Source organism: Pseudoclavibacter chungangensis (assembly GCF_013410545.1).
Taxonomy (GTDB): domain Bacteria; phylum Actinomycetota; class Actinomycetes; order Actinomycetales; family Microbacteriaceae; genus Pseudoclavibacter; species Pseudoclavibacter chungangensis.
Genome location: NZ_JACCFV010000001.1, coordinates 693,907 through 718,954 on the forward strand (window position 1 = coordinate 693,907; position 25,048 = coordinate 718,954).

The 25,048-nt window shown below is 70.0% G+C and carries 20 protein-coding genes; 13 read left to right on the top strand and 7 right to left on the bottom strand.

From position 1 onward, the window contains the following. Positions 1-70 precede the first annotated feature (70 nt). Positions 71-427: a VOC family protein gene (locus tag HNR16_RS03050; protein ID WP_179558073.1), complete on the top strand. Its 357-nt coding sequence runs from the start codon at positions 71-73 to the stop codon at positions 425-427. 78 nt (positions 428-505) lie between these two features. Here the strand turns inward: HNR16_RS03050 and HNR16_RS03055 are convergent, their stop codons facing one another. Continuing rightward, positions 506-2,038, bottom strand: a complete 1,533-nt coding sequence (locus HNR16_RS03055) for an APC family permease (protein ID WP_158040159.1) — start codon at positions 2,036-2,038, stop codon at positions 506-508. A 113-nt stretch (positions 2,039-2,151) separates the two neighbouring features. Then, positions 2,152-2,709: a TetR/AcrR family transcriptional regulator gene (locus HNR16_RS03060; protein WP_179558074.1), complete on the bottom strand. Its 558-nt coding sequence runs from the start codon at positions 2,707-2,709 to the stop codon at positions 2,152-2,154. Between the two features lie 159 nt (positions 2,710-2,868). On the opposite strand from HNR16_RS03060, the gene HNR16_RS03065 reads away from it, so the two are divergent. Both HNR16_RS03065 and nrdF read left to right on the top strand, forming a co-directional pair. Then, positions 2,869-4,287 carry an NAD(P)/FAD-dependent oxidoreductase gene (locus HNR16_RS03065; protein ID WP_158040157.1) on the top strand — a complete coding sequence of 473 codons (1,419 nt, stop codon included), beginning with the start codon at positions 2,869-2,871 and terminating at the stop codon, positions 4,285-4,287. A 362-nt stretch (positions 4,288-4,649) separates the two neighbouring features. After that, positions 4,650-5,633 carry a class 1b ribonucleoside-diphosphate reductase subunit beta gene (nrdF, locus tag HNR16_RS03070; protein ID WP_158040156.1) on the top strand — a complete coding sequence of 328 codons (984 nt, stop codon included), beginning with the start codon at positions 4,650-4,652 and terminating at the stop codon, positions 5,631-5,633. Positions 5,634-5,718: 85 nt separating this feature from the next. Here the strand turns inward: nrdF and HNR16_RS03075 are convergent, their stop codons facing one another. Then, positions 5,719-6,027, bottom strand: coding sequence for a hypothetical protein (locus tag HNR16_RS03075; protein ID WP_158040155.1), 309 nt, complete (start codon positions 6,025-6,027; stop codon positions 5,719-5,721). Between the two features lie 97 nt (positions 6,028-6,124). Beyond that, positions 6,125-6,400 (bottom strand): hypothetical protein, encoded by a 276-nt coding sequence (locus HNR16_RS03080; RefSeq protein ID WP_158040154.1) that lies wholly within the window; start codon positions 6,398-6,400, stop codon positions 6,125-6,127. Between HNR16_RS03080 and HNR16_RS03085 the strand changes: the two genes are divergently transcribed. From HNR16_RS03085 to HNR16_RS03120, 8 genes are all read left to right on the top strand, one after another. Then, positions 6,384-7,271: an ABC transporter substrate-binding protein gene (locus tag HNR16_RS03085; RefSeq protein ID WP_225737821.1), complete on the top strand. Its 888-nt coding sequence runs from the start codon at positions 6,384-6,386 to the stop codon at positions 7,269-7,271. The two genes, HNR16_RS03080 and HNR16_RS03085, sit on opposite strands and share 17 nt — an antisense overlap. A 13-nt stretch (positions 7,272-7,284) precedes the next feature. Then, positions 7,285-8,403, top strand: coding sequence for an amino acid ABC transporter permease (locus tag HNR16_RS03090; protein ID WP_158040153.1), 1,119 nt, complete (start codon positions 7,285-7,287; stop codon positions 8,401-8,403). Next, positions 8,400-9,173 carry an amino acid ABC transporter ATP-binding protein gene (locus HNR16_RS03095; RefSeq protein WP_276509184.1) on the top strand — a complete coding sequence of 258 codons (774 nt, stop codon included), beginning with the start codon at positions 8,400-8,402 and terminating at the stop codon, positions 9,171-9,173. The genes HNR16_RS03090 and HNR16_RS03095 overlap by 4 nt, the downstream gene beginning before the upstream one ends. Before the next feature lie 136 nt (positions 9,174-9,309). After that, positions 9,310-10,332 carry an NAD(P)H-quinone oxidoreductase gene (locus HNR16_RS03100; protein WP_158040152.1) on the top strand — a complete coding sequence of 341 codons (1,023 nt, stop codon included), beginning with the start codon at positions 9,310-9,312 and terminating at the stop codon, positions 10,330-10,332. Positions 10,333-10,356: 24 nt separating this feature from the next. Beyond that, a complete protein-coding gene (locus HNR16_RS03105) occupies positions 10,357-10,914 on the top strand; it encodes a GNAT family N-acetyltransferase (RefSeq protein ID WP_158040151.1) in 558 nt (185 codons plus the stop codon). A gap of 175 nt (positions 10,915-11,089) precedes the next feature. Beyond that, positions 11,090-13,381, top strand: a complete 2,292-nt coding sequence (locus HNR16_RS03110) for an ABC transporter substrate-binding protein/permease (protein ID WP_158040150.1) — start codon at positions 11,090-11,092, stop codon at positions 13,379-13,381. 29 nt (positions 13,382-13,410) lie between these two features. Continuing rightward, positions 13,411-14,313 carry an amino acid ABC transporter ATP-binding protein gene (locus tag HNR16_RS03115; RefSeq protein WP_158040149.1) on the top strand — a complete coding sequence of 301 codons (903 nt, stop codon included), beginning with the start codon at positions 13,411-13,413 and terminating at the stop codon, positions 14,311-14,313. A gap of 287 nt (positions 14,314-14,600) precedes the next feature. Further along, positions 14,601-15,494: a 3-methyladenine DNA glycosylase gene (locus HNR16_RS03120; protein WP_179558075.1), complete on the top strand. Its 894-nt coding sequence runs from the start codon at positions 14,601-14,603 to the stop codon at positions 15,492-15,494. A gap of 87 nt (positions 15,495-15,581) precedes the next feature. Here HNR16_RS03120 and HNR16_RS03125 read toward each other — a convergent pair whose 3' ends face one another. Both HNR16_RS03125 and hrpA read right to left on the bottom strand, forming a co-directional pair. Beyond that, positions 15,582-18,107, bottom strand: coding sequence for an esterase-like activity of phytase family protein (locus HNR16_RS03125; protein ID WP_225737820.1), 2,526 nt, complete (start codon positions 18,105-18,107; stop codon positions 15,582-15,584). Positions 18,108-18,345: 238 nt separating this feature from the next. Next, positions 18,346-22,311, bottom strand: coding sequence for an ATP-dependent RNA helicase HrpA (gene hrpA, locus HNR16_RS03130; protein WP_158040148.1), 3,966 nt, complete (start codon positions 22,309-22,311; stop codon positions 18,346-18,348). A 67-nt stretch (positions 22,312-22,378) separates the two neighbouring features. On the opposite strand from hrpA, the gene HNR16_RS03135 reads away from it, so the two are divergent. Next, entirely contained in the window at positions 22,379-22,927 is a 549-nt protein-coding gene (locus tag HNR16_RS03135; protein ID WP_158040147.1) for a TetR/AcrR family transcriptional regulator, read from the top strand. Positions 22,928-22,940: 13 nt separating this feature from the next. On the opposite strand, the gene HNR16_RS03140 is transcribed toward HNR16_RS03135, so the two are convergent. Further along, a complete protein-coding gene (locus HNR16_RS03140; RefSeq protein WP_158040146.1) occupies positions 22,941-23,954 on the bottom strand; it encodes an SDR family NAD(P)-dependent oxidoreductase in 1,014 nt (337 codons plus the stop codon). 232 nt (positions 23,955-24,186) lie between these two features. Between HNR16_RS03140 and HNR16_RS03145 the strand changes: the two genes are divergently transcribed. After that, a complete protein-coding gene (locus HNR16_RS03145; RefSeq protein ID WP_158040145.1) occupies positions 24,187-25,029 on the top strand; it encodes an aldo/keto reductase in 843 nt (280 codons plus the stop codon). Positions 25,030-25,048 lie beyond the last annotated feature (19 nt).

Genomic DNA, 25,048 nt, shown 5'->3' on the forward strand with positions numbered 1-25,048 from the left:
TCGCGCATCAGGCACCTCGCCCGTCGCGTCGTCCGGACGCGGTCGCAGCCACGGTGCATAGGGTGCCGCCATGCTGCGAGTGGGATCGATCGTCATCCGCGTCGAGGACCTCGACCGCCAGGTGACGTTCTGGACGGCCGCGCTCGACGACGTCCCCCGCGAGCGGGGTGATCCGGGATTCGTCGTGCTCCGTCCCCGCGAGGGGGCCGGGCCGAACGTCTCCCTCGATGTGGCGCGCTCCGAGCGCACGATCCCGCCCCGCATCCACCTCGACCTGTACACGGACGAGCAGGACGCCGAGGTGGCGCGGCTCGTCGCGCTCGGTGCGCGCGAGGTCGCGTGGGCGGCGATGCCGGCCGATGCGGACTTCCGCATCCTGGAGGACCCCGAGGGCAACCGGTTCTGCGTCGTCGACACGAGCTGCTGAGGGGCGCGGCCGGCAGGCACACGACGAACGGGGCCCGATCCGCGTCGCGGACCTGGCCCCGTTCGAGGTGGTCGCCGGTCAGCCCTCGTCGGGCACGAGCACCGGGGTGTCGCGGTTGAGGCTCTCGCCGCGGAAGAAGGGCTTCGAGCCGGGACGCAGCCACCAGATGCCCATGAGCACGAATCCGAAGAGGATCGCGCCGATACCGATCACGAACGCCCCGCCGACCCCGAGCAGCACGGTCTCGGAGTAGTCGGTGCTGATCATATCGATCGCCGACTGGATGAAAGCGTAGGCGAGCATGAGGCCGCCCAGGAGCGGCAGGAGGCCCTGCAGGAAGAAGTTGCGCGCGCTGTCGAACAGTTGCCCGCGGAAGTACCAGACGCACGCGAACGACGTGATCGCGTAGTACAGCGCGACCGCGAGCCCCATGGACGTGAGCGAGTCGGCGAGCACGCTCTCCGAGATCATCGACATCACGACGTAGTAGACGATCGCCGCGATCCCCATGACGGTCGTCGAGAACCACGGGGTCTTGAAGCGGGGGTGCACCGAGGCGAACTTCGCGGGCAGCGCCCGGTACACGGCCATCGAGAGCGTGCCGCGCGCGGTCGGGAGGATCGTCGTCTGCGTCGACGACGCGGCCGACACGAGCATCGCCAGGATGAGGAACCAGCCCCACGGCCCGAACAGCGCGTCGCGCAGCACGGTGAACACGTCGTCGAGGTTCGCCTCGTTCGTGAGACCGATCCCCGTGTCGCCGAAGCCGGCGAACATCATGACGGCGACCGAGACGCCGAGGTACGTGACGATGAGGACGACGATCGTCGCGAGCGCCGAGCGTCCCGGCGTCGTGCGCGGGTTCTTCGTCTCCTCGTTGAGCGCGAGGCACGTGTCCCAGCCCCAGTAGATGAACAGGCACAGCAGGACGGCCTCGATGAAGCCCGACCACGAGTCGAGTGCGGCCGGGTTGAACCACTGCCAGTCGAACGCCACGGCGCTCTCCGACGTGCCGTTCATCGCGCCGATGAGCGCGAGGGTGCCGAACGCGGCGAGCGCGACGTACTGGATGATCATGAGGACCATCTGCAGACGCTCACCGATCTGCACGCCGATGGTGGAGATGAACGTCATGAGTGCGATGAACACGACGCCGGTCGCGACGACGATCGCCGTGTTCTCCGCGAAGTCGTCGTTGCCGACGAGGTACCAGAGGTAGCGGCCCGAGATCTCGGCGACGTTCGCGAGCACCATGATGGCCGAGACGGCGACGGCCCACCCGCCGATCCAGCCGATGACCGGGCCGAAGGCCTTCGTGCCCCACACGAACGTGGTGCCGCAATCGGGCATCTCCCGATTGAGCTCCTGGTACGCGAACGCCGCGAACACCATGGGGATGCACGCGGCGATGAACGCGACCGGGGCCTGTGGCCCGACCGCGAGGATGACCCAGCCGAGCGTCGCGGCGAGGGAGTACAGCGGGGCCGTCGACGCGAGGCCGATGACCGTCGAACCGACGACGCCGAGCGCGCCGGTGTTGAGACCCTTGCCCACGTGGATGTGGCCGGTGTCCGTGATGTTGCCGAGGTGAACGCGCGGCGCCTTGCTCATGGCAGCTCCTCGAGGTGTTGCGGAAGTGGGGTCAACGTACACCGACCGGTTGGTGTACCTCAAGAGTCGTTCCGGGACGATATCCGCAGCGCGTATCCGTCGCCCGCGCGGGATCAGATTCCGCGAACGAGCCCGAGTGCGCGCACCATGCGCAGGAGCGCCTCGATCGAGGCTCGGTCGACGAAGGGGCGCGGTGCCCCGCTCTGCCCGTCGAGCTCGGCGTTGTAGGCGATCCCGTCGCCGAGCAGGACGACGGTGCGCGCGAGTTGCTCGTCACCGAGCTCCGCCAGGATGCACTCGTACCAGCGCGCCCGCCCTCGTCGGAGCGCGGGGCGCACGCTGCCCTCGTCGGTCGGGGCGAGGCGCACGAGTGCCGCCATCGTCTGTTCGAGCTCGGAGAGGTAGTCGGCGCTCGTGCGCAGGTACCACTCGGTGGGGGAACGCCCGGGTGTCGTCATCTCGACGAGGTCCTCGTCGACGAGCTCCGCGAACCGATCGCACAGTCCCGTGACGAGCGCTTCCCGCGTGGGGAAGTGGTAGATGAGGCCGCCCTTGGAGACGCCTGCGGCGCGCGCGACCGCATCGAGCGTCGCGCCCCGGTCTCCGTGTTCGAGCACGAGTCGCCGGAACGCGGCGAGGATCTCGCCGTGCCTGCTGCGGGAGGTGGCCACGGGCGTCACTGTATCGGGCGTCCCGGTGGCACGCGTCGGTCGCTCGACCGCGCCCCTGCGAGGAGCGGGCTCTTGACCACGACGGGACGGACGTTTACTGTACCGACGAGACGGTATAGGTACGGGGTCGGTCCGCGGCCCCGACGGCTGGAGGCAGTGATGAGCGAGACGTCCGCATCGACGGGCACCGACACGACGCGCGAGCACGGGCGGGTGCACCGTTCGTACTGGATCGACCGTGCACCGGCGCGTCGACCGCAGTCGGCGCTGACCGCCGACATCACGGCCGACCTCCTCGTCGTCGGTGGCGGATACACGGGGCTCTGGACCGCACTGCACGCGAAGGAGCGCGATCCGGGTGCACGCGTCGTGCTGCTCGAGGGAACGACGATCGGGCACGCCGCGAGCGGCCGCAACGGCGGCTTCATCGACCCGAGCCTCACCCACGGGCTGTCCAACGGCGTCTCGCGCTGGCCCGACGAGATCGACGAACTCGTCGCCCTGGGTGTCGAGAACTACGAGGGGATGCACGCCGACATCGAGCGACACGGGATCGACTGTGACTGGCGCGAGGGTGGCATGGTGACCTTCGCGCGAAACGCGTGGGAGTCCGACGCGCTCCGCGAGGGACGGGACGAATGCCTCGAGCACGGTGAGGAGGCCGAGTACATCGGCCCCGGCGGCGTCGGCGCCCTCACGCGGTCACCGGCGTTCGTCGCCGCCCTGCGACAGCCGAGGATGGCGACCGTCGATCCGTACCGGCTCGCGATCGGGCTGCTCGACGCATGTCTCGCCGCCGGGGTCGAGGTGCACGAGTCGACCGTCGTCGCCGGCATCGATCACCGCGGCAGGGGAACAGTTCGTGCCCGGACGGCGACGGGGGCGAGTGTGCGGGCCGAGCGCGTCGCCCTCGCGACGAACGCGTACCCCGCGCTCCTGCGACGGCTCGCACTCACGACGGTTCCCGTCTACGACTACGCACTCATGACCGAACCGCTCACCGACGAGCAGTTCGCGTCGATCGGCTGGACGGGCGACGAGGGGCTCGCCGACGCCGGGAATCAGTTCCACTACTTCCGCAAGTCCGACGACGGCCGCATCCTGTGGGGCGGCTACGACGCGATCTACCACTACGGATCCCGGCGCAGCGAGCATCTGACGCAGCGCGCGGCGACGTTCGAGACGCTCGAACGCAATTTCCGGGACACCTATCCGCAGCTCGCGGACGTCCGCTTCACGCACCAGTGGGGCGGCATGATCGACTCGTCCACACGGTTCTGTCTCACGGCAGGTACGGCCGCCCGCGGCCGCATCGCGTACGCACTCGGATACACGGGACTCGGCGTCGCCGCCACGAGATTCGGTGCCGACGCGATGCTCGACCTGCTCGCGGGCGAGTCGACGCGTCGTACGCGGTGTGCGCTCGTCGCGGCGGGGAGCCTGCCGTTCCCGCCCGAGCCCGCGAGGGCGATCGGCGTGAACCTCACGCGCTGGTCGATGGCCGCGGAGGACCGCACCGGAAAGCGGAACCTCTGGCTGAAGGCGATGGACGCGGTCGGACTCGGCTTCGACTCGTAGGTGCGCTGCGGCGCCCGCCGGTCCGACGTGACGCGAATCGGGGAATTCGTGCAGGCGGAGCGCGCGTCGGCCGAGGCTCCCACGTGGCGTGCGCGGTGGTGGAGCGCGCGAGCGCGCGCAGGGGGCGCGTGGTGCTGCCGACCGGTGCCCGCGGAGCACTTCGCGGACCCGGTCCGCGTCCCGAGGCCGACGGCGTCGACGGGCGTCGACGGGCGTTGACGGGCGTCGACGGGCGTCGACGGGCGTCGACGGCGAGCCGATCGGGCCCGCGCCGACCCCGGGCTAGACTCGCTCGGAGCGAGATGGGCGCCGTCCCCTCGGCCGCTCGCCGCCATCTCGAGTCAGACGATTGAGGAGCCGGTTTGAACGCCCCGCAGGAGACCTCGCACCTTCTGGACTCGGTCCAGGCCATCAACTGGAACCGCATCCAGGACGACAAGGACGTGGAGGTGTGGAACCGCCTCACGAACAACTTCTGGCTGCCCGAGAAGGTGCCGCTGTCGAACGACATCCAGTCGTGGTCGACGCTCACGCCAGAGGAGAAGCAGCTCACGATGCGCGTGTTCACGGGGCTCACGCTCCTCGACACGATCCAGGGCACCGTCGGCGCCGTGTCGCTCATCCCCGACTCGTTGACGCCCCACGAGGAGGCCGTCTACACGAACATCGCGTTCATGGAGTCGGTGCACGCGAAGAGCTACTCGTCGATCTTCTCGACGCTCTCGAGCACGCCCGAGATCGACGACGCGTTCCGCTGGTCGACCGAGAACGAGAACCTGCAGCGCAAGGCGAAGATCGTCATGGACTACTACCACGGCGACGAACCCCTCAAGCGCAAGGTCGCCTCGACGCTCCTCGAGTCGTTCCTCTTCTACTCCGGGTTCTACCTGCCGATGTACTGGTCGAGCCACGCGAAGCTCACGAACACGGCGGACCTGATCCGGCTCATCATCCGTGACGAGGCCGTGCACGGCTACTACATCGGGTACAAGTATCAGCGTGGGCTCGAGACGTCGACGGAGGAGAAGCGTCAGGAGCTGAAGGACTACACGTACGAGCTGCTGTTCGAGCTCTACGAGAACGAGGTGCAGTACACGCACGACCTCTACGACGGGGTGGGGCTGTCGGAGGACGTGAAGAAGTTCCTGCACTACAACGCGAACAAGGCGCTCATGAACCTCGGCTACGAGGCGATGTTCCCGTCGACGGTGACCGATGTGAACCCCGCGATCCTCTCGGCGCTGTCGCCGAACGCGGACGAGAACCACGACTTCTTCTCGGGCTCGGGCTCGTCGTACGTGATCGGCAAGGCCGAGAACACGACCGACGAGGACTGGGAGTTCTGAGCCGCCTCGCCTGAGCGCGCGACGTTCCGGGCGGTTTTCGGGGTTCCGGGGCAACCGGAACCCCGAAAACCGCCCGGAACACGATTCAGTTCGCGCGCAGGGGCTTGAGGGCGCCCGCCCAGCGCTCGAGCTGGTCGAATAGCGTCTGCGCGAGCGCGGCCTGGTGGGTGCCCGTGACCGAGACGGAGGTCGAGAGGATGCTCTCGGGCTTCGCGGGGATCTCGGTCGTCGTGTCGTCCGCGTTCTGGAACACGACGGGCCACTCGCCGTCCCCGGCGGCTGCCGTCGTCTCGGCGGGCGTCTCGCCACCCGACGAGCAACCGGTGAGTGCGAGCGCGGCGGCCGCGGCGACCGCGAACGCGGCGCGCAGGGATCGGGAACGAGTGTGCAACACGGTGGATGCCTTTCGGTCGGTGGGACGTGCGACTGCGGCGCAGCCTCGGGGCCTAAGCGTAGCCTTGCCTAAAGCTGTACGGAGTGTCGCGGTCCGCTCACGACGATGTCGTCGCGGTTCGCAGAGCGACCACGGGTCGACGATCCGCCCCACCACCGGACGGGGCGCCGCGCACGAGCGATCGGATATGCGAACGGTCGCGTCCCCCCGCCTCGATTTCCACGATGAACGGTTCGCCCTGCCGCACGGTGACCCGCCACGCCGATATGCTCTCCACATTCCCGGAAACGTCGGCGCCGCCGCGTTCGTCCGGTCCGGCGACGAAGCCGGCATCCGCGTGACCGAAAGGACTGCCCGTGCGCAACAGATTCATCGTCCCCGCCGCCATCGGTGCCATCGCCGCCATGCTGTTGACCGGTTGCGTCAACAACGAGACGACCCCCGAGACGGACGGATCCGCCGCGCCCGAGGTCGCCGTCGACGAGGCCGCCGCGGCGCTCCTCCCCGAGAACATCAAGTCGGCCGGGGTGCTCACGATCGGTGTCGACGCGAGCTACGCGCCGAACGAGTTCGAGGCCGACGACGGCTCCGTCACCGGCTGGGAGGTCGAGCTCGGTGACGCGGTCGCCGCGAAGCTCGGCGTGAAGACCGACTGGAAGAAGCTCCTGTTCGACGCGATCCTTCCGCAGGTCGCCGGCGGAACGCTCGACCTCGGATTCTCGAGCTTCACCGACAACGCCGAACGTCAGCAGCAGGTCGACTTCGTCGACTACTACGAGGCCGGTCTGCAGTTCGCGAAGAGCCCCGACGCCGAGGCCATCGACCCGGAGAACCTCTGCGGGCTCTCGATCGCCGTCCAGGCGACCACGACGAGCGACCAGTACCTCACCGACAAGAGCACCGAATGCACCAACGGCGGACAGTCGGCGATCGAGATCGTGAAGTCGGACGGTCAGGACGAGGCGACGAGCAACGTCGCCCTCGGCAAGGTGCCCTACATGCTCGGTGACTCGCCGATCACGCAGTACGCCGTCGCGCAGTCCGACGGGAAGATCGAGCTCGCGGGCGACCTGTTCGACTCCGCGCCGTACGGCATCGTCATCGCGAAGGACTCGGCGCTCGTCCCCGCCATCCAGGCGGCGGTCCAGTCGCTCATCGACGACGGCACCTACACGGCGATCCTCGAGAAGTGGGGCGTCGAGGCGGGGGCCGTGACCTCCGCCGAGATCAACCTCGGCAGCTGAGGTCGACGCGCGCATGACCGACTCCACCGCCCCGAGCCGCGGTACGGACGCGATCCAGGCCGTCAAGCTCAAGCACCCGATCCGCACCACCTTCGCGGTGCTCATCGTGCTCGTCGTCGCCCTGTTCGTCTGGGACGCGGCGACGCGCGACGCCTACCAGTGGGACGTCGTCGCGAAGTACCTCTTCGACCGACGCATCAGCCAGGCGGCGCTCATCACGCTCGCCCTGACGGTGTGCTCCATGGTGCTCGCGATCGTCATGGGCCTCGTGCTCGCGGTCATGCGATTGAGCGACAACCCCGTCCTGAAGTCCGTGTCGTGGGTCTACCTCTGGCTGTTCCGCGGAACGCCGGTGTACGTGCAGCTCGTGTTCTGGGGCCTGCTCGGCACGATCTACAAGACCGTCACGATCGGGCTGCCCGGGACGCCGTTCACGTTCGGCGAGATCTCGCCCTTCGCGGGCCTCGACCTGTTCTGGCTCGCCGTCCTCGGACTCGCGTTCAACGAGGCCGCCTACATGGCCGAGATCGTGCGCTCCGGCATCCTGAGCGTCGATCGCGGACAGGACGAGGCCGCGCGGGCACTCGGCATGGGATGGCGCCAGACGATGCTGCGCATCGTCGTCCCGCAGTCGATGCGCGTCATCATCCCGCCCACGGGCAACGAGGTCATCTCGATGCTCAAGACGACCTCGCTCGTCACGGCGCTCGGCTTCAGCCTCGAGCTGTACGCCCGGACGCGTGCGATCTCCTCCCAGATCTACGCGGTCGTGCCGCTGCTCATCGTCGCGAGCATCTGGTACCTCGCGGTCACGAGCGTCCTCATGGTCGGCCAGTACTACCTCGAGCGCTACTACGCACGCGGGGTCGCCGCCCAACGGCCCGACCTCGGCGACGAGGGGCCCATGCCTGCCACGGGCACGATCGGCACCCTCCCGTCCGAGGAGGCGACGGTCTCGGGCGTGGCCGGCGACGACGCCGGGACGGTGCCGTCCGGCGCACCACCCGGAGCCCGAACGGCGACGCTCACGAAATCCGACGGTGCCGCCGCGTCCGACCCGTCGGTCGACGACGCCGATGCGAACGACGGCGACGACCCCGCCGACACGAGCGGCGAAGGAGGACGCGCATGAGCGACGAGACGACGCCCATGGTCAGCGCCGAACACATCGTGAAGCGCTACGGCAACCACACCGTGCTGCAGGACATCTCGGTCGACGTGCAGCGCGGCGAGGTCATGTGCCTCATCGGGCCGTCCGGCTCGGGCAAGTCGACTTTCCTGCGCTGCATCAACCACCTCGAGTCCATCGACGGCGGACGCCTGTGGGTCGACGGCGAGCTCATGGGCTACCGGCAGCGGGGCGACAAGATCTACGAGCTGTCGCCGCGCGACGTGGCCCTGCAGCGGCAGGACATCGGCATGGTGTTCCAGCGCTTCAACCTGTTCCCGCACATGACCGTGCTCGAGAACATCGTCGAGGCGCCGACCCGCGTCAAGGGCGTGAAGCGCGACGCCGCACGGACACGTGCGATGGAGCTGCTCGATCGTGTGGGGCTCGCGCACAAGGCCCGGGCCTACCCGTCCCACCTGTCGGGCGGCCAGCAGCAGCGCGTCGCCATCGCGAGGGCGCTCGCGATGGATCCGAAGCTCATGCTGTTCGACGAGCCGACGAGCGCCCTCGACCCCGAACTCGTCGGTGACGTGCTCGAGGTCATGAAGCAGCTCGCCGAGTCGGGCATGACGATGATCGTCGTCACGCACGAGATGGGATTCGCGCGCGAGGTCGGCGACACGCTCGTGTTCATGGACGGCGGCGTCGTCGTCGAATCGGGCGACCCGCGCGAGGTCCTCTCGAACCCGCAGCGCGAGCGCACGAAGGCGTTCCTCTCGAAGGTGCTCTGAGGGAGCGCGAGCAGCGCACGGACGCGTACACCGGGGCCCGGACCGACACGTCGTCGGCCGGGCCCCGCTGCGTCCGGCGCGCCACGCGCCGCGGGTTCGCCACGGGGTACCGAGCTTCCGCGCCTAGGCTGACGACATGCGCGCCATCATCTACGACGAGTACGGCGGGCCGGAGGTGCTCCGGTGGGGCGAGACCGCGGACCCCGTCGCGGCGCCCGGCGAGCTCCTCATCGAGGTTCGGGCGACCGCCCTCAACCGCGCCGACGTCCTCCAGGTCCGCGGCCTCTACGACCCACCGCCGGGGGAGAGCAGGATCCTCGGCCTCGAGTGCGCCGGCGTCGTCGTCGCGCTCGGCGAGGGCGTGTGCGACGAGATCGCGCCGCTGCTCGGGCGCCCGTGGGCCATCGGCGACGAGGTGTGCGCACTCCTCGGCGGCGGCGGGTACGCACAGTACGTCGCCGTTCCCGCCGTGCAGGTGCTGCCCGTTCCGAACGGCGTCGACCTCGTCGAGGCGGCGGCGCTCCCCGAGGCCGCCTGCACCGTCTGGTCCTCGATCTGTATGCCCACGCCCGTCCGCGCGGGTGAGGTCGTGCTCGTGCACGGCGGCTCGGGTGGCATCGGCTCCTTCGCCGTCCAATTGGCGGACGCGCTCGGCGCGATCGTCGCCGCGACCGCGGGCGGGCCGGAGCGCACGGCCGTGTGCGCCGAGCTCGGCGCCGACATCGTGGTCGACCACCGATCCGAGGACTTCGTCGAGCGCATCCGCGCGACGACGGACGGACACGGGGCGGACGTGATCCTCGACGTCGTCGGCGGCGACTACCTCGCCCGCAACCTCGACGTGCTCGCCGAGGACGGGCGGCTCACGATCATCGGACTCCTCGGGGGCGCGTCCGCGGAACTCGACCTCGCTCGGCTCCTCGACCGCCGCCTCACCGTCCGCGCCACGAAGCTCCGCAACCGCCCCGTCACCGGGCCCGGTTCGAAGGCCGAGATCGTCGCCGAGGTCGGTCGACACGTGTGGCCGCTCCTCGCGTCGGGTGCGATCCGGCCCGTCGCGACCACCATCGCCCCGATCACCGACGCCGCCTCGTTCCACGCGGCGGCCGGCCGCTCGCTGCCCACGGGCAAGGTCGTGTTCCGTGTCGCCGCGGGCTGAACGGGACGAGCACGGGAGCGCCGCATGACGTCGATCGACATCCATCGGATCGGCTGGGCCGACTCGCGAGGGAGGTCCCTGCGGGCCGCGTTCGACGCGGAGATGGACGAGCGCTACGACGACGGCCCGATGACCGAGACCCAGGCCATCCGCCTCGACAACGTCTTCGGCGTCGACGAGCGCGGCATCGTCTGCGCCTTCCTCGCACTCGTCGACGGCGTCCCCGCCGGCCACGGCGCCCTGTTCCGCAGACCCGAGGCCGGGACGTTCGAGGTCCGCAAGGTCTTCGTCCTCCAGCGGGTGCGCGGGCTCGGCGTCGGGCACCGCATCATGACCGCCATCGAGGCCCACGCGGCCGAACTCGGCGCGACGCGGCTCGTCCTCGACACGGGGCCGCGACAGCCCGATGCGGTCGCGCTCTACGAGTCCCACGGATTCGAGCGCACGACACCGTTCCCGCCCTACGACACGATGCCCGACGCGATCTGCTTCGCGAAGACGCTGCCGCCCGACACGTCCGACACGTCCGACACGTCGGCGGAATCCGGCGGGGTGAACGGGGCCGTCGAGCCGCGCGGATAAGGATCGCGTCACGATCCGGGCCACGAACGGGCCCGGGGTAGGGGCGGCGTGCCGTCGGGGGTAGCGTGGCCCGTGCACATTCGGCGTGCACCACTGCGCCGTCCACGCGCCGACTCCACGGCGAACGTCGACGATGACGATCGACGCGGGAACGGCCACCGAATCAGGGAGAAACATGCGTTCCACCCTCTTCAGATCGTTGCGACGCCTCGCGTCGGGGCAACGGTCGTTCCTGTCGTTCTGCGCGACGGTCATCATCCTGCTGCTCGTGGGCGGCGCCGTCGCCTCGGGCGCACAGGCCGCGACCGGCGCGGCCGGCGACAAGCCCGGCGCCGGTCAGCACTTCATCATCGCGACCGACACGACATGGGCGCCGTTCGAGTTCGAGAAGGACGGCCAACTCCGCGGCATCGACATCGACCTCCTGAACGCGATCGCCGAGGACCAGGGCTTCACGGTCGAGGTGCGCCCGCTCGGCTTCGACGGGGCACTCGCCGCCGTCCAGGCGAACCAGGTCGCGGGCATGATCGCCGGGATGTCGATCACCGACGAGCGCAAGCAGACGTTCGACTTCTCGAACCCCTACTTCGACTCGGGCATCCAGATGGCGGTCGCCGAGAACAACACGACCGTCTCGTCGTACGAGGACCTCAAGGGTCAGAACGTCTCGGCGAAGAACGGCACCGAGGGCTTCGACTTCGCGACGCAGCTGAGCCAGGAGATCGGGTTCACCGTCACCGGGTTCCAGGACGCCGCCGACGCGTACAACGACGTGACCGCCGGGAACTCCGTCGCCACGTTCGACGACTACCCGATCCTCGCGTACGCGATCCAGACCGGTGAGGCCGGCCTCAAGACCGTCACCGATCAGGAGCGCGCCTCCTCGTACGGTTTCGCTGTCAAGGCCGGTGAGAACGCCGAGCTGCTCTCGATGTTCAACGACGGCCTCAAGAACGTCGTGCAGTCCGGCGCCTACCAGAGCATCCTCGACGAGTACCTCGGCGACAACGCACCGGACGCGACGAAGATCTCCGGCGGGGCCATCGCGCTCGGCAACGAGGTCATCGAGGACGACGGGCCCGGTACGCTGCCGAAGAACCCGCTGTTCGCGACGGACACGCCGAAGGACAAGGGCACGTTCATCATCGCGACCGACACGACGTTCGCGCCCTTCGAGTTCGAGGTCAACGGCACGCGCCAGGGCATCGACATCGACCTCATGAACGCGATCGCCGCGAATCAGGGCTTCGAGATCCAGTGGAACGCGCTCGGATTCGACGCCGCCGTGCAAGCCGTGCAGGCCGGGCAGGCCGACGGCATCATCGCAGGCATGTCGATCACCGACGAGCGCAAGGAGGTGTTCGACTTCTCCGACGACTACTTCCAGTCGGGCATCCAGATGGCCGTCAAGAAGGGCAACTCGGACGTCGCCTCCTACGACGACCTCGCCGGGAAGAACGTCGCCGTCAAGACCGGTACGTCGGGCGCCAAGTTCGCCGAGTCCATCAAGGACCAGTACGGCTTCGCGATCTCCCAGTTCGCCGACTCGAACGACATGATCAACGAGGTCACGACGGGCAACTCCGTCGCCCTCTTCGAGGACTACCCGGTGCTGCAGTACGGCATCCAGCAGGGCGCCGAACTCCAGACGGTCACCGAGCCCGAGATGGGCGACGCGTACGGCTTCGCCGTCCTCAAGGGACAGAACGCCGACCTCCTCGAGATGTTCAACACGGGCCTCCAGAACGCCAAGGACACGGGCGTCTACCAGACGATCGTCGATCGCTACCTCAAGAGCGAGACCGACAACTCCGGCGGCGGCTTCTTCGCGCTCCTCGCCTCGTCGATGCCGACCCTGCTCACGGGGCTCGGATACACGCTCCTCGCGACCGCGCTCTCGCTCGTTTTCGCGATGATCCTGGGCATCCTGTTCGGCTTCATGAAGCTGTCGAGCAATTGGCTCGTGCGCGGTATCGCGTCGACGTACGTGAACATCTTCCGCGGCACACCGGTGCTCGTGCAGGCGTTCTTCTTCTACTTCGGTGTGCCACAGCTCACGGGTATCAACATGGACGCGCTCACGGCCGGTGTCATCACACTGAGCCTCAACGCGGGTGCCTACATCACCGAGACGTTCCGATCGGGCATCCAATCGGTCGATCCGGGGCAGATGGAGGCGTCCCGCTCCCTCGGTCTCGGCTGGGGCAAGTCGATGCGCAAGGTCGTCATGCCGCAGGCCTTCAAGATCATGACCCCCTCGCTCATCAACCAGTTCATCATCACGCTCAAGGACACATCGCTGCTGTCGGTGCTCGGTCTCGCCGAACTCACCTACCAGGGCCGCATCATCATCGCCTCGACCTTCCGGTCGTTCGAGATGTGGATCATCGTCGGCGCGCTGTACTTCATCGTGATCTGGCTGCTCACCGTGCTCAGCAACTACGTCGATCGGAAGTTCAACAAGTGAGCGCCGCGGACGACCGCAAGGAGACGAACATGAACAACGACGACGAGAAGACCACGGACGACGCCACGACCGGGACGACGACACCGGGCCTCGGGAAAAAGGACGCCGCGGCGGAGGCCGACGAGACGGGCACGACGACCGAGGCCGGCGATGAGAACGGTTCGACGGACACGCCGTTCACGGAGCGCGTCGCCGTCGTGCACGGCGATCGCGTCGAGGTCGTCGACCTCCACAAGTCGTTCGGATCGAACGACGTGCTGAAGGGCATCGACCTGACGATCGCGAACGGCGAGGTCATCGCGATCATCGGCCCGTCGGGGTCGGGGAAGTCGACGCTCCTGCGCTGCCTCAACCGGCTCGAGGAGGTCACGAGCGGGCACGTGTACGTCGACGGTGAGGACATCACCGAGAAGGGCGTCAACCTCGACTCGATCCGGCAGCGGATCGGGATGGTGTTCCAGCACTTCAACCTGTTCCCGCACATGACCGTGCTGCAGAACGTGACGCTCGCGCCCGTCGAGCTCGGCAAGCTGTCGCGCACCGCCGCGAACGAGCGGGGCCGGGAACTGCTCTCCCGCGTCGGGCTCGCCGAGAAGGCGGCCGCGCGACCCGCGCAGCTGTCGGGCGGCCAGAAGCAGCGCGTCGCGATCGCCCGGGCGCTCGCGATGGACCCCGAGATCATGCTGTTCGACGAGGCGACGAGCGCACTCGACCCCGAGATGGTGGGGGAGGTGCTGCAGGTCATCCGCGATCTCGCGAAGTCCGGCATGACGATGGCGCTCGTCACGCACGAGATGGGCTTCGCGCGCGAGGTCGCCGACCGGGTGATCTTCATGGCGGAGGGCGTGGTCGTCGAGCAGGGTGATCCCCGCGAGCTCTTCGCGAACCCGAAGGAACACCGGACGCAGGACTTCCTCTCGAAGGTCCTCTAGCGGGCGGGGCGACCCCGACAGCCGCCGGACTCGGCCGGGCACACACGTGTGCCCGGCCGAGTGCGTTCCGGCTCGGGGCCGACCGGCCGTGCGCGCACGTGCCTGTCGATACGCGTCCTGCTCAGACTGTGACGCGCACACGACCGGCCCTGCGCGCACGTGCCTGTCAGGCGGGCGAGGCGGTGTGCGTCGTCTGCCGTCCGCCGTCCGCCGGCTGTCGTGCGTCGACTGTCGTGCGTCCTCCGTCGGGCGCTGTGTGCCACGTACGACGGTGCGACCATGGAGGTATGTCGTCCATTCCGATCGATGCACCACCCCGCACGGCGATCCTCGAGCCCGACACCTGGCGGCTGATCGAGCGGGCGCACGCGGAACGAGCCGATGCGTTCACGGCCGGTCACCGTGAGCGTCGCGGCACCGGGCGCACGCACCCCATCGAGGACTTCCTGTTCACCTACTACCCGTTCAAGCCGTCGCGATTGCGCGTCTGGCACCCGGGCGCCGGCGTCGTCCTCGCCGGTGCCGATCGGGCCGATGTGCGCCACTACGTGCAGACCCGGGACGGTGCGACCCTCGATGCCGCCGCGTTCCTCGCCGCGAACACCGTGAACGTCGGCTTCGTCGAGGGGCTCCTGCGCGGGACGGCGTCGCGGCCCGCGCGGTTCTCGTGCTTCGGCATGCACGAGTGGGCGATGGTGTATCGACTCGATCCGGCCGAGCTCCGTCACACGGGGCTCCCGCTGCGGCTCGGTCGCGACGAGACCGACGCGGTCGTCGAGGCGCACGACATCGCGTGCACGCACATCGACGCGTACCGGTTCTTCACGCCGGCGGCCGTGCCACGAAACCGGTTCGCGCCGACACGCGAGACACAACCGGACCTCGAGCAGGGCGGCTGCCTTCACGCGGGCATGGACCTCTACAAGTGGGCGGCGAAGCTCGGCCCGGCGGTCGAGGGCGAGTTGCTGCTCGACGCGTTCGAACTCGCACGCGACATCCGCGTGCTCGACATGCGCGCGAGCCCCTACGACGTGAGCGCGTACCGCCACACCCCGGTCGCGGTCGAGACGCCCGAGGGCAAGCGCGAGTACGCCACGGCCCAGCGCGGCTTCGCCGCCCGGGGCGCCGAACTCCGCAACCGCCTGCTCACGTCGATCACGAAACTCCGCGCCGCCGCCTGACCGGACGAGTCCCGGGCGGTTTTCGGGGTTCCGGGTCACCCGGAACCCCGAAAACCGCCCGGAACTCGTCTCGCGGTATCGCTGGGGTCAGCCTCGGCGGTGGAGGGTGCGGCGGTGGCGGAGCGTCAGGGCGGTGGCGCCGGCGAGTGCCGCGGCGGCGGCGATCGCCAGCATGACCCACGGGACGCCATCGGCGCCCGTCGAGGCCAGTGCGCCGTCGGTCCCCGCCGTGGTCGGCGTGCTCGGTGCGGGCGTGCCCGCACCGTCCGTCGCTCCCGGTGTTCCCGTCGTCGTCGGCTCGGGCGTGGTCGAGGCGCCGAAGAGCTCCTCGCTCGTCCCGAGCCGCAGGAAGACCGTCTCACCCGTCGCGTCGTCGAGACCGTCGTTGTCCGTGACCGCGAACACGCGACCGTCGGCACCGATCGTGAGCCCCTCGAGCTTCTCCTGGGTCCACCCGTTCGTCGCCTGCAGCTCGGGCAGGACATCGAGCGCGAGCGTCTTCGGGAGCACGGTGAGCGCATCCCGCGTCTCGCCCGAGCCCGTCGCGGGAACATCGATCGTGTAGATGCGCTTGATCGCGGCGTTCGGGCCGTTGAGCTTGTCGCGCTCGATCACGGCGAGCGTGTCCTCGTCGACCGCGACGATCTCCGAGAGCCCCAGCCAGTCGCCCGAGGTCGAGGTGGACTCGAGCTCGTAGCCGAACCAGTTCCACGTGCCCGCGGCGACGTCGTACTGTCCGATGCGCGTCGTCGACGCCCCCTCGAGCGGTTCGAGCGGCGAGGCGGCCGGGTCGACCCAGAGAGGACGCTGCACGGCGACGTAGACGAGTTCGCGTCCGTCGGCGTCGGTCGTTGCCGTGACCCCCTCGAGGCCCCACTTGCCGATGTGGCTCGAGACGTCCTCGGGAAGCGCGATCTCCTCCTGCACGACCCCCGCGTCATCGGTGCGGACGACGCGGTTCTCGGGGCCCGTGGCGCCCTCGCTCGCGAGCCAGAAGCCGCCCTGCGGACGCTTGAACACGCCCTCCACGTCGTACGTCGCGGCCGCACCGTCCTTCGTGACCGGGATCGTCGAGGTGATGACCGCGGGGGCCGAGGAGACGTCGATCGTGTACAACCGGCTTGTGGCGAGCGCGGCGTCCGTCGCCGAGTAGAGGGTGTTCGCATCCACCGGGTCGGCGCTCAGCGCACCGAGCGCCGTCCAACCGATCGGGGTGCCGTCGACGTCGGCGGACTCGATGCTCGGCTGCGAGGGCGTGCCCGCGCCGAGCTGGTACACGTTGACCGCACTGCGCACGCCGGCCTTCGCATCGTCGGTCTCGCTCGAGACGGCGAGGAGGCCGCGTGACGGGATCGGGAGCACCCCCTCGGGGCCGTTGGTCGTGAACAGGATCTGCGAGAAGACGGGGGCGGCCGGGTCGCTCACGTCGTAGACGGCCACGAAGTTCGAGCGCTCCGAGGCGACGAACGCGTACGGCACGCCGTCGAACTCGGCGATCGCGAGCCCCTCGGGCTCCGACCCCTTCTTCGCCGCGCGGTCCTCGTTCGCGAGGCTGTAGCGCATCGCGATGTGCTCGAACGAGTTCCCCGCGTCCCACACGACGTCACCGCTCGCGGAGAACACCGTCCAGCCGCGGCTGCCACCCTTCCAGTCGCCCTCGTTCGCCGTCGCGAGGTGGTCGTCGTCGACCCAGCCGACGGCGTCGGGCTCGCGCGGCACGTCGTTCAGCGAGTCGTCGGCGACGAGCTCGCCGTCCTTGGTCGCGTCGATCCCGGTCAGATCGACCGTGCCGGCCGAGAAGACGCGCTCGATCTCGCGCGTCGCGAGGTCCACGATCACGACGCCGTTGTTCTCCTGCAGCGTCACGGCGACCTCGTTGCGGCCGTTGATGCTGACGTACTCGGGCTCCGGGTCCTCCGGGGTGTCGAGGCCTGCCGCGACGAACGAGGGGAGCGCCTGGCCGTCGTGCTGCACGAACGGAACCGGGTCGGCGGTCCAGGCGTCGGGCGTGCCGGCGAGCTCGATCACCTGCAGGAAGCCGCCCGGCAGCTGGGGGAGGCCGCCGTCGCCGGCGTCCTCGTCGCGCTGGTTCTCGATCGCGATCGTCGCGTAGGCGCCGTCCTTCGACACGGCGATGGAGTCGGGCTGACCCTTCAGGTCGATCGAGGCGACGCGCTCACGATCCGCGATCCGGAGCACGTCGACGCGGCCCTTGGGCTCCGTGAACGCACCGCCGGTCTCGTCGATCACGACGAGGACGTAGTCGCCCGCGACGGCCACCGACGTGGGCTGGTCGTCGGCGTGGCCGAGCGATGCGAGCGACACGGTGCCGAGGCCTGCCGGCGCGTTCGGGTCGCTCAGGTCCACGAATCCGATGCGCTTGCCCGCGGCGTCCGTGTAGACGAGCGTCTGCCCGTCCGGCGTGACCGTCGAGATCTCCGCGACGGTCTCGTCCGCGGGATCCATGCCCTCGGGGACATTGAGGTAGACGGGGTACGTCGCGGTGCGGTGGAACGCATCACCCGGCGTCGCGAGGGCGGGGGCGGCGGCGAATGCGCTCGCGCCGAGTGCGACGACGGCGGCGGTGGCGAGTGCGGAACGGCGAATGTGCACGACTCTCCCGGTTCGTCCGTCCGCGCCCGGTGCGCGAAGCGGCACCCGCCAGCGTCCTCCGCGGGGACGACGAGCGACCGTCGCCAGGGTGAACGAGGAGTGTCGTTGACGTGACGGAAACCTGCGCGCGAGCTGAGCGCGCAGTCTCCGCGTTCCGGGCGAAAACCGGGGTTCCGGGTGCCCCGGAAGCCCCGAAACCGCCCGGAACACGGCTGGGGTCCTCGTGCACGGGCCGGGGCTAGGCCGTCAGGGCCTGTTTCAGGCGTTTGAGGCTTGCCGGCTCGGCCGTGCCGAGCTGCTGCGCGAACAGACTCACGCGGAACTCCTCGAGCAGCCATCTCGCGTGCGCGATGTTCGCGGGCGCGCCCGGTGCGAGCGGGAGCGTGCCGCCCGCGGCCTCGTAGAGGCCGAGCGCCTGCGTGATCTGCTGCAGGCCCGCGCGTTCGAGCGACGCGTTCTGCGACATGCGCTCCATCCGCATCTCGACCGCGCGCAGGTACCTGGGCAGGTGCGCGAGCCGGTCGATTCCCGTGCGCGACACGAACCCGTCGGACACGAGCGCGTCGAGTTGCCCCCGCGCATCGGCGAGCGACGGCAGCACCGAGAGGTGGTTCGCGCGTGAGATCGCGCTCCCCGCGGCGCGGTGCCTCGCGAGCGTCTCGGCGACGACCTTCGTCTGCGCGAACAGCTCGTCGATGAGCGACGCGGACAGGGCGTCCCGGATCGCCTCGAACTCGGCCCGCGTCCGCACCGGGGCGTCACCGCGGGCCGCGACGGCGCGCGCCGCGAGTGCCCGGACGACGTCCGCGAGCAGCGCCGACGTCGATGCGTACGGCGACGACGCGAGCGAGAGCTTCTCCTGCGCCGTGAGGTGCTCCTGCACGTACGACACGGGGGAGGGGATGCCGGCCGCGACGAGCGCCGCGACCGCGGGCGGATGCAGCGCCGCCTGCTCGTCCGCGGTCGTCACGAGGGCGAGATCGACCCGTCCCTTCGGGCCGAGCCGGAGCGTTGGGTAGGCGCGCACCACACCCTGCTTCTGCCGGATGTCGATGTGCGCCGGGATCTCGTCCATCGGCCACTCGGTGAGCGCCGTGCGGTCGAAGTCGTGCCCGGCCGATGCCGCCCCGCTCGCCTCGGCCACGGCCGCGGGCCCCGCGTCGCGTCGCCCGGGCCTCGGCCGCTCGCCGCTCGTCGCCCGCAGGAGCGAGCGCTCGCTCGCCTCCTTGAGCCGTGCCTGCAGCGCGGCGAGATCATCGCCCGCCGCGAGCTCCCGACCGCGCTCGTCGACGACCCGGAACCGCATGCGCAGGTGGCCCGGCACCTTCGACCAGTCGAACTCGGCCGTGTCGAAGCGGATCCCGACCTGCCGTTCGGCGACGTGCCGCAGCGTGTCGTCGAGGGGCCCCGGCACGGGCTCGGCGCGATCGGGGCGCACGTCGCCGAGCGCATCGACGAGCTTCGCGGCCCAATCGGCCGCGGGGACGAAGTTGCGACGGATCACCTTCGGCAGCGAACGCAGGAGGGCGGTGACGAGCTCCGTCCGCATGCCCGGCACCTGCCAGTCGAAACCGACCGGATCGAGCCTGGCGAGCAGCGGCAGCGGCACGATCGCGGTCACGCCGTCGTCGCTCGCGCCGGGGTCGAAACGGTAGCGGAGCTTCAGCCGCTGGTCGCCCTGCCGCCACTGCGTGGGGAACGCGTCCGCGTCGTCCGCCTGCTCCGCCTCCTCGCCGAGCAGGTCGGCGCGGCGCAGATCGAGCAGTTCCGGGGTGTGCTGCTCGGCCTCGCTCCACCAGCGCTCGAAGGTCGGCTGCGAGACGACGTCGTCGGGGATCCGTTCGTCGAAGAACGCGAACACGACGTCGTCGTCGGCGACGAGATCGCGCCGACGCTCGCGCTCCTCGATCTGCGTGAGCCGGCTTCGGAGCTGCCGGTTGCGGCGTTCGAACGCGTGATCGCCCGTCCAATCACCCTCGACGAGTGCGTGCCGGATGAACAGATCGCGCGACCAGCGCGGGTCGATCGCAGCGAAGCCGACGCGGCGACCCTTCACGACGGGCACGCCGTAGAGCGTCACGTTCTCGAGCGCGACGACCTGGCCGCGCTTGCGCTCCCAGTGGGGCTCCGAGTGCTGGCGCTTCGCGAGCGGACCGGCCAGCGCCTCCGCCCAGGCCGGGTCGATGCGCGCGACGGTGCGCGCGAACAATCGGCTCGTCTCGACGAGCTCGGCCGCCATGACGGCGTCGGGCGGCGACTTCGCGAGCCCCGAGCCCGGGAAGATCGAGAAGCGCGTGCCACGAGCGCCGAGGTAGTCGCGCTTGACGCGATCGTGCACGCCGAGGTGGCTGAGCAGCCCCGCGAGCACGGAGCGGTGGATCGCGTCGCCCGCCGCGTGCCCCTCGGGTGCGTGCCACGCGTCGCCCGTGGCGGTGTCGGTGCCGCGCGCCGTCCGAGCGGGCCGGTCGATGCGCAGGCCGAGGGGGCCCGCGAGCTGACGCAATTGGCGGAACACGTCCTGCCACTCGCGGAAGCGCACGAAGTTGAGGTGCTCGTCGCGGCACAGGCGCCGGAACGCGCTCGACCCGAGCGCCTGCTGCCGCTCGTCGAGGTAGTCCCACAGGTTGAGGAGTGTGAGGAAGTCGCTCGACGGGTCGCGGAAACGCGCGTGGAGCTGGTCGGCACGCGCCCGGCGGTCGAGCGGGCGCTCGCGGATGTCCTGCACCGTGAGGCCCGCGACGACGACGAGCACCTCGCGGCTCACGTCGTGGAGCTTCGACTCGACGACCATGCGCGCGAATCGCGGGTCGATCGGGAGGCGGGCGAGCGAGCGGCCGGTCCTCGTGAGGCGCAGCCGCGCGTTCTTCGCGCGTCCCTCCCCGGCATCGACGGCGCCGAGCTCGCGCAGGAGGTCGACGCCGTCACGCACGCCGCGCGGGTCGGGCGGCTGGATGAACGGGAAGCGCTCGATCTCGCCGAGCCCGAGCTCGAGCATCTGCAGCAGGACGCTCGCGAGGTTGGTGCGCAGGATCTCGGGATCGGTGTACTCGGGGCGCTTCGCGAAGTCGGCGGCCGAGTAGAGGCGGATCGCGATGCCGTCGCGCGTTCGTCCCGATCGGCCGGAGCGCTGGTTCGCCGAGGCCTGCGAGACGGGTTCGATCGGCAATCGCTGCACCTTCGCGCGCGTCGAGTAGCGCGAGATGCGTGCCGTTCCGGTGTCGATGACGTACGCGATGCCGGGCACCGTGAGCGAGGTCTCGGCGACGTTCGTCGCGAGCACGACGCGCCGCACGACGCCGGGTGCCCGCTTCGTGTCGAAGATGCGGTGCTGTTCGGCGGCGGACAGTCGGCCGAACAGCGGGAGCACCTCGGTGTCACCGGGGCGTCTGCTGCGTGCGAGGTGCGCGCGGATCGCGTCCTGCGCGTCGCGGATCTCGGCCTCGCCCGGCAGGAAGACGAGGACGTCGCCGGGGGCCTCGCCCGCGAGCTCGTCGAGCGCGGCGACGATGCCCTCGTTCACGTCGCGGTCCGCGTCGGGGGTCCACTCGTCGTCGAGCTCGTCGAGTTCGTCCGCCTCGACGTCGACGCCCGCGGCCGGGACCCGGTCGGCGACGAGCGGCCGGTACCGGATCTCGACGGGGTAGGTGCGCCCCGAGACCTCGATGATCGGGGCGTCGTCGAAGTGCGCCGCGAACCGTTCGGGGTCGATCGTCGCGGAGGTCACGATGACCTTCAGGTCGGGACGCTTCGGGAGGAGTCGTTTGAGGTACCCGAGCAGGAAGTCGATGTTGAGGCTGCGCTCGTGCGCCTCGTCGATGATGATCGTGTCGTAGGCGCGCAGCTCGCGATCACGGTGGATGCGGTTGAGCAGGATGCCGTCGGTCATGAGCGCGATGCGCGTCTCGTCGGAGACCTGATCGGTGAAGCGCACCTGATAGCCGACGAGGCCACCGAGCTCGACGCCGAGTTCGTCGGCCACGCGCTCCGCGATCGTCCGTGCCGCGATCCGTCGCGGCTGCGTGTGCGCGATCGAGGTGCGCCCGAGTTCGAGGCAGATCTTCGGCAGCTGGGTCGTCTTCCCCGAGCCGGTCGCGCCGGCGAGGATCACGACCTGGTTGTCGCGGATCGCGGTGGCGATGTCGTCGCGTCGCTGGGAGACCGGCAGCTCTGGCGGGTAGGTGATCCGGGGGAGGGCGGCGTTCATTCGGCCTCCATGCTACCGCCGCGGCGCGGGCGTGCGCGGCGGCGGAGCGGGCGTAGGCTCGACGCCCATGACGGACCCCGCCGCACCGCGTCGACCGAGCCGCGAGGCGATCTTCGAGCACGCCGGGCGGCTCTTCCGCGAGCGCGGCTACGCGCACACGTCGGTGCGCGACATCTCGTCGGCCGCGGGGGTCGATGCGGCACTCGTGATCCGCCACTTCGGGAGCAAGGAGGGGCTGTTCCTCGACACGATGGTCGTCGACGCGCTCGGTGACGCGCTGCCGGGGCCACGCGAGCGATTCGGTGAGCGGTTCGTCGCTCAGATGCTCGACGAGGACGCGCGCGTGCGGGACGTGTTCCTCGCGCTCGTGCGCGCGAGCGACGCCGATCCGGTCGGGCGGCGGCTCGCCGAGGCGCACGAGCGACGATTCGTCGCCCCGCTGCGCGAGATGCTCGAGGGGGACGACGCGGATCTGCGTGCGCGGCTCGCGGCGGCGCTCGTGGGGGGACTGCTCTACTCGATGTGGGTGGTCGGCGACGAGGGGCTCCTCGCCGCCGACCGTGACGTCGTCGTGCGACGCTACGGCGCGCTCCTGCAGTCGCTGCTCGACGCGTGAGCGCGCCTGACGATCACTGCGCCGACCAGCCGCCGTCCGAGGGCAGGATCGCGCCGGACACGTTCGACGCGTCGTCGCTCAGGAGGAACACGATCGATGCGGCGAGCGACTCGGGCGTCGCGACGGCCGGGAGCAGCACCATGCCCTTCTTGATGCGGTCGGCGCCGAGCTCCGACGCGAACGTCGCCTGGATGCCCGTCGCGACCGGGCCGGGGGCGACCGCGTTGACGCGGACGCCGAGGTGGCTGTACATGAACGCGGCGCTCTTCGTCATGCCGACGACGGCGTGCTTGGAGGTCGTATAGGCGAATCCGGCGGCCGAGCCGCGCAGCCCGGCCTCGGAGGTCACGTTCACGATCGATCCCGAGCCGGCCGCGAGCATGCTCGGGAGCACGGCCCGGCTGAGCAGGAACGTGCCGTCGACGTTGACCGACATGACCCGTCGCCACACGGCGTCGGACACCTCGTGGAGTGGGGTCATGTCGTCCATGACGCCCGCGACGTTCGCGAGCGCGTCGATGCGATCGCCCGCCGCGTCGACGATGCGCGCGACCGCCTCGGGGTCGGTGATGTCGCCCGCGACGGTCACGAGTTCACCGCTGCCCGGCGCGATGTCCGCGAGCCGGTCGGCGACGAGGTCGACCGCGACGACGCGGGCGCCCTCGGCGAGCAGGCGCTCGGCCGTCGCACGACCGATGCCCGAGGCGGCACCCGTCACGATCGCGGTACGTCCGGCGAACCGCGCGCCCGCGACGGGGGTGGCCGGGCCGGGCTGCGGGGCCGTCTCCTCCTCGGGGAGCTCGCCCCCGTTCGCACCGCGGACGAGCTGCTCGACCGCCGCGGCGGGCAGCTTGCCGCCGCTCAGCTCGACGAGCTTGCCGAGCGGCAGTGACCGTGCCGGGGCGAGCGACGAGGCGTCCTGGCCGCCGGCGGCGACGAGATCGCGCAGGAGGGGCCCTCCGACGGGGTGGTCGAGCCACTCGCCGACGGTGGCGTGTGAGGTCAACGGAGTCTGGTGGTCGGTCATGGGCCGCCTTCCGGTCGTGGCCGGCCGATGCCGGCACCTCGAGTCTGACCGCCGATCAGGTGGGTGTCAACAGTGTTGACTCCCCTCTTGGGACGACCGGGGACGACCGGCAGTACGGGCAGCACGAGCCGGTCGAGCGGCACGAGCGGGACGGCGCGCTCGGCGCCACGGGGCGCGGCGGGGAACGATGACGCTCAGCGCGTCTTGCGCGAGCCACGGGTAGAACGGATGCATGACGAATCCAGTGATTCCCGACATCACCCTGAACGACGGCACCACCATCCCCCAGCTCGGGTACGGCCTCTTCAAGGTCGACTCCGACCAGGCGGAACGTCGCGTGTCGGAGGCGCTCGAGGTGGGCTATCGCCACATCGACACGGCACGCATCTACGGCAACGAGGAGGGCGTCGGGCGCGCGATCGCGTCGAGCGGTATCCCGCGTGATCAGCTCTTCGTCACGACGAAGCTCTGGAACGACGACCAGGGGCGCGATCGCGTCGACGCCGCGCTCGACGCGAGCCTCGAGCGACTCGGCCTCGACCGCGTCGACCTCTACCTGATCCACTGGCCCGCGCCCGGCAACGGGAAGTACGTCGAGACGTGGGAGCGCTTCGTCGAACTCCCCGCGACGGGACGCGTGACCTCGGTCGGGGTCTGCAACTTCCTCGAGCCGCACCTGCGCGACATCATCGATGCGACCGGCGTGCGGCCCGTCGTCGATCAGATCGAACAACACCCGTACCTGCAGCAGCCCGAACTCGACGCGTACCTGCGCGAGCAGGAGATCCGCACCGAGGCATGGGGGCCGCTCGCCCAGGGCAAGACCGACCTGTTCGAGGAACCCGCGGTCGTCGCGGCCGCCGAGGCACACGGCAAGTCGCCCGCGCAGATCATCCTGCGCTGGCACCTCGACAAGGGGAACATCGTGTTCCCGAAGACGAACAGCGTCGAGCGGATGCGCGAGAACCTCGACGTGTTCGATTTCACGCTCACGCCCGACGAGTTCGCCGCGATCACGGCGCTCGACCGCGGGCCGTCGGGGCGGGTGTCGGCGGATCCGCTCGAGGTGAATTGAGCGGCCGAGCGGGGTGAAC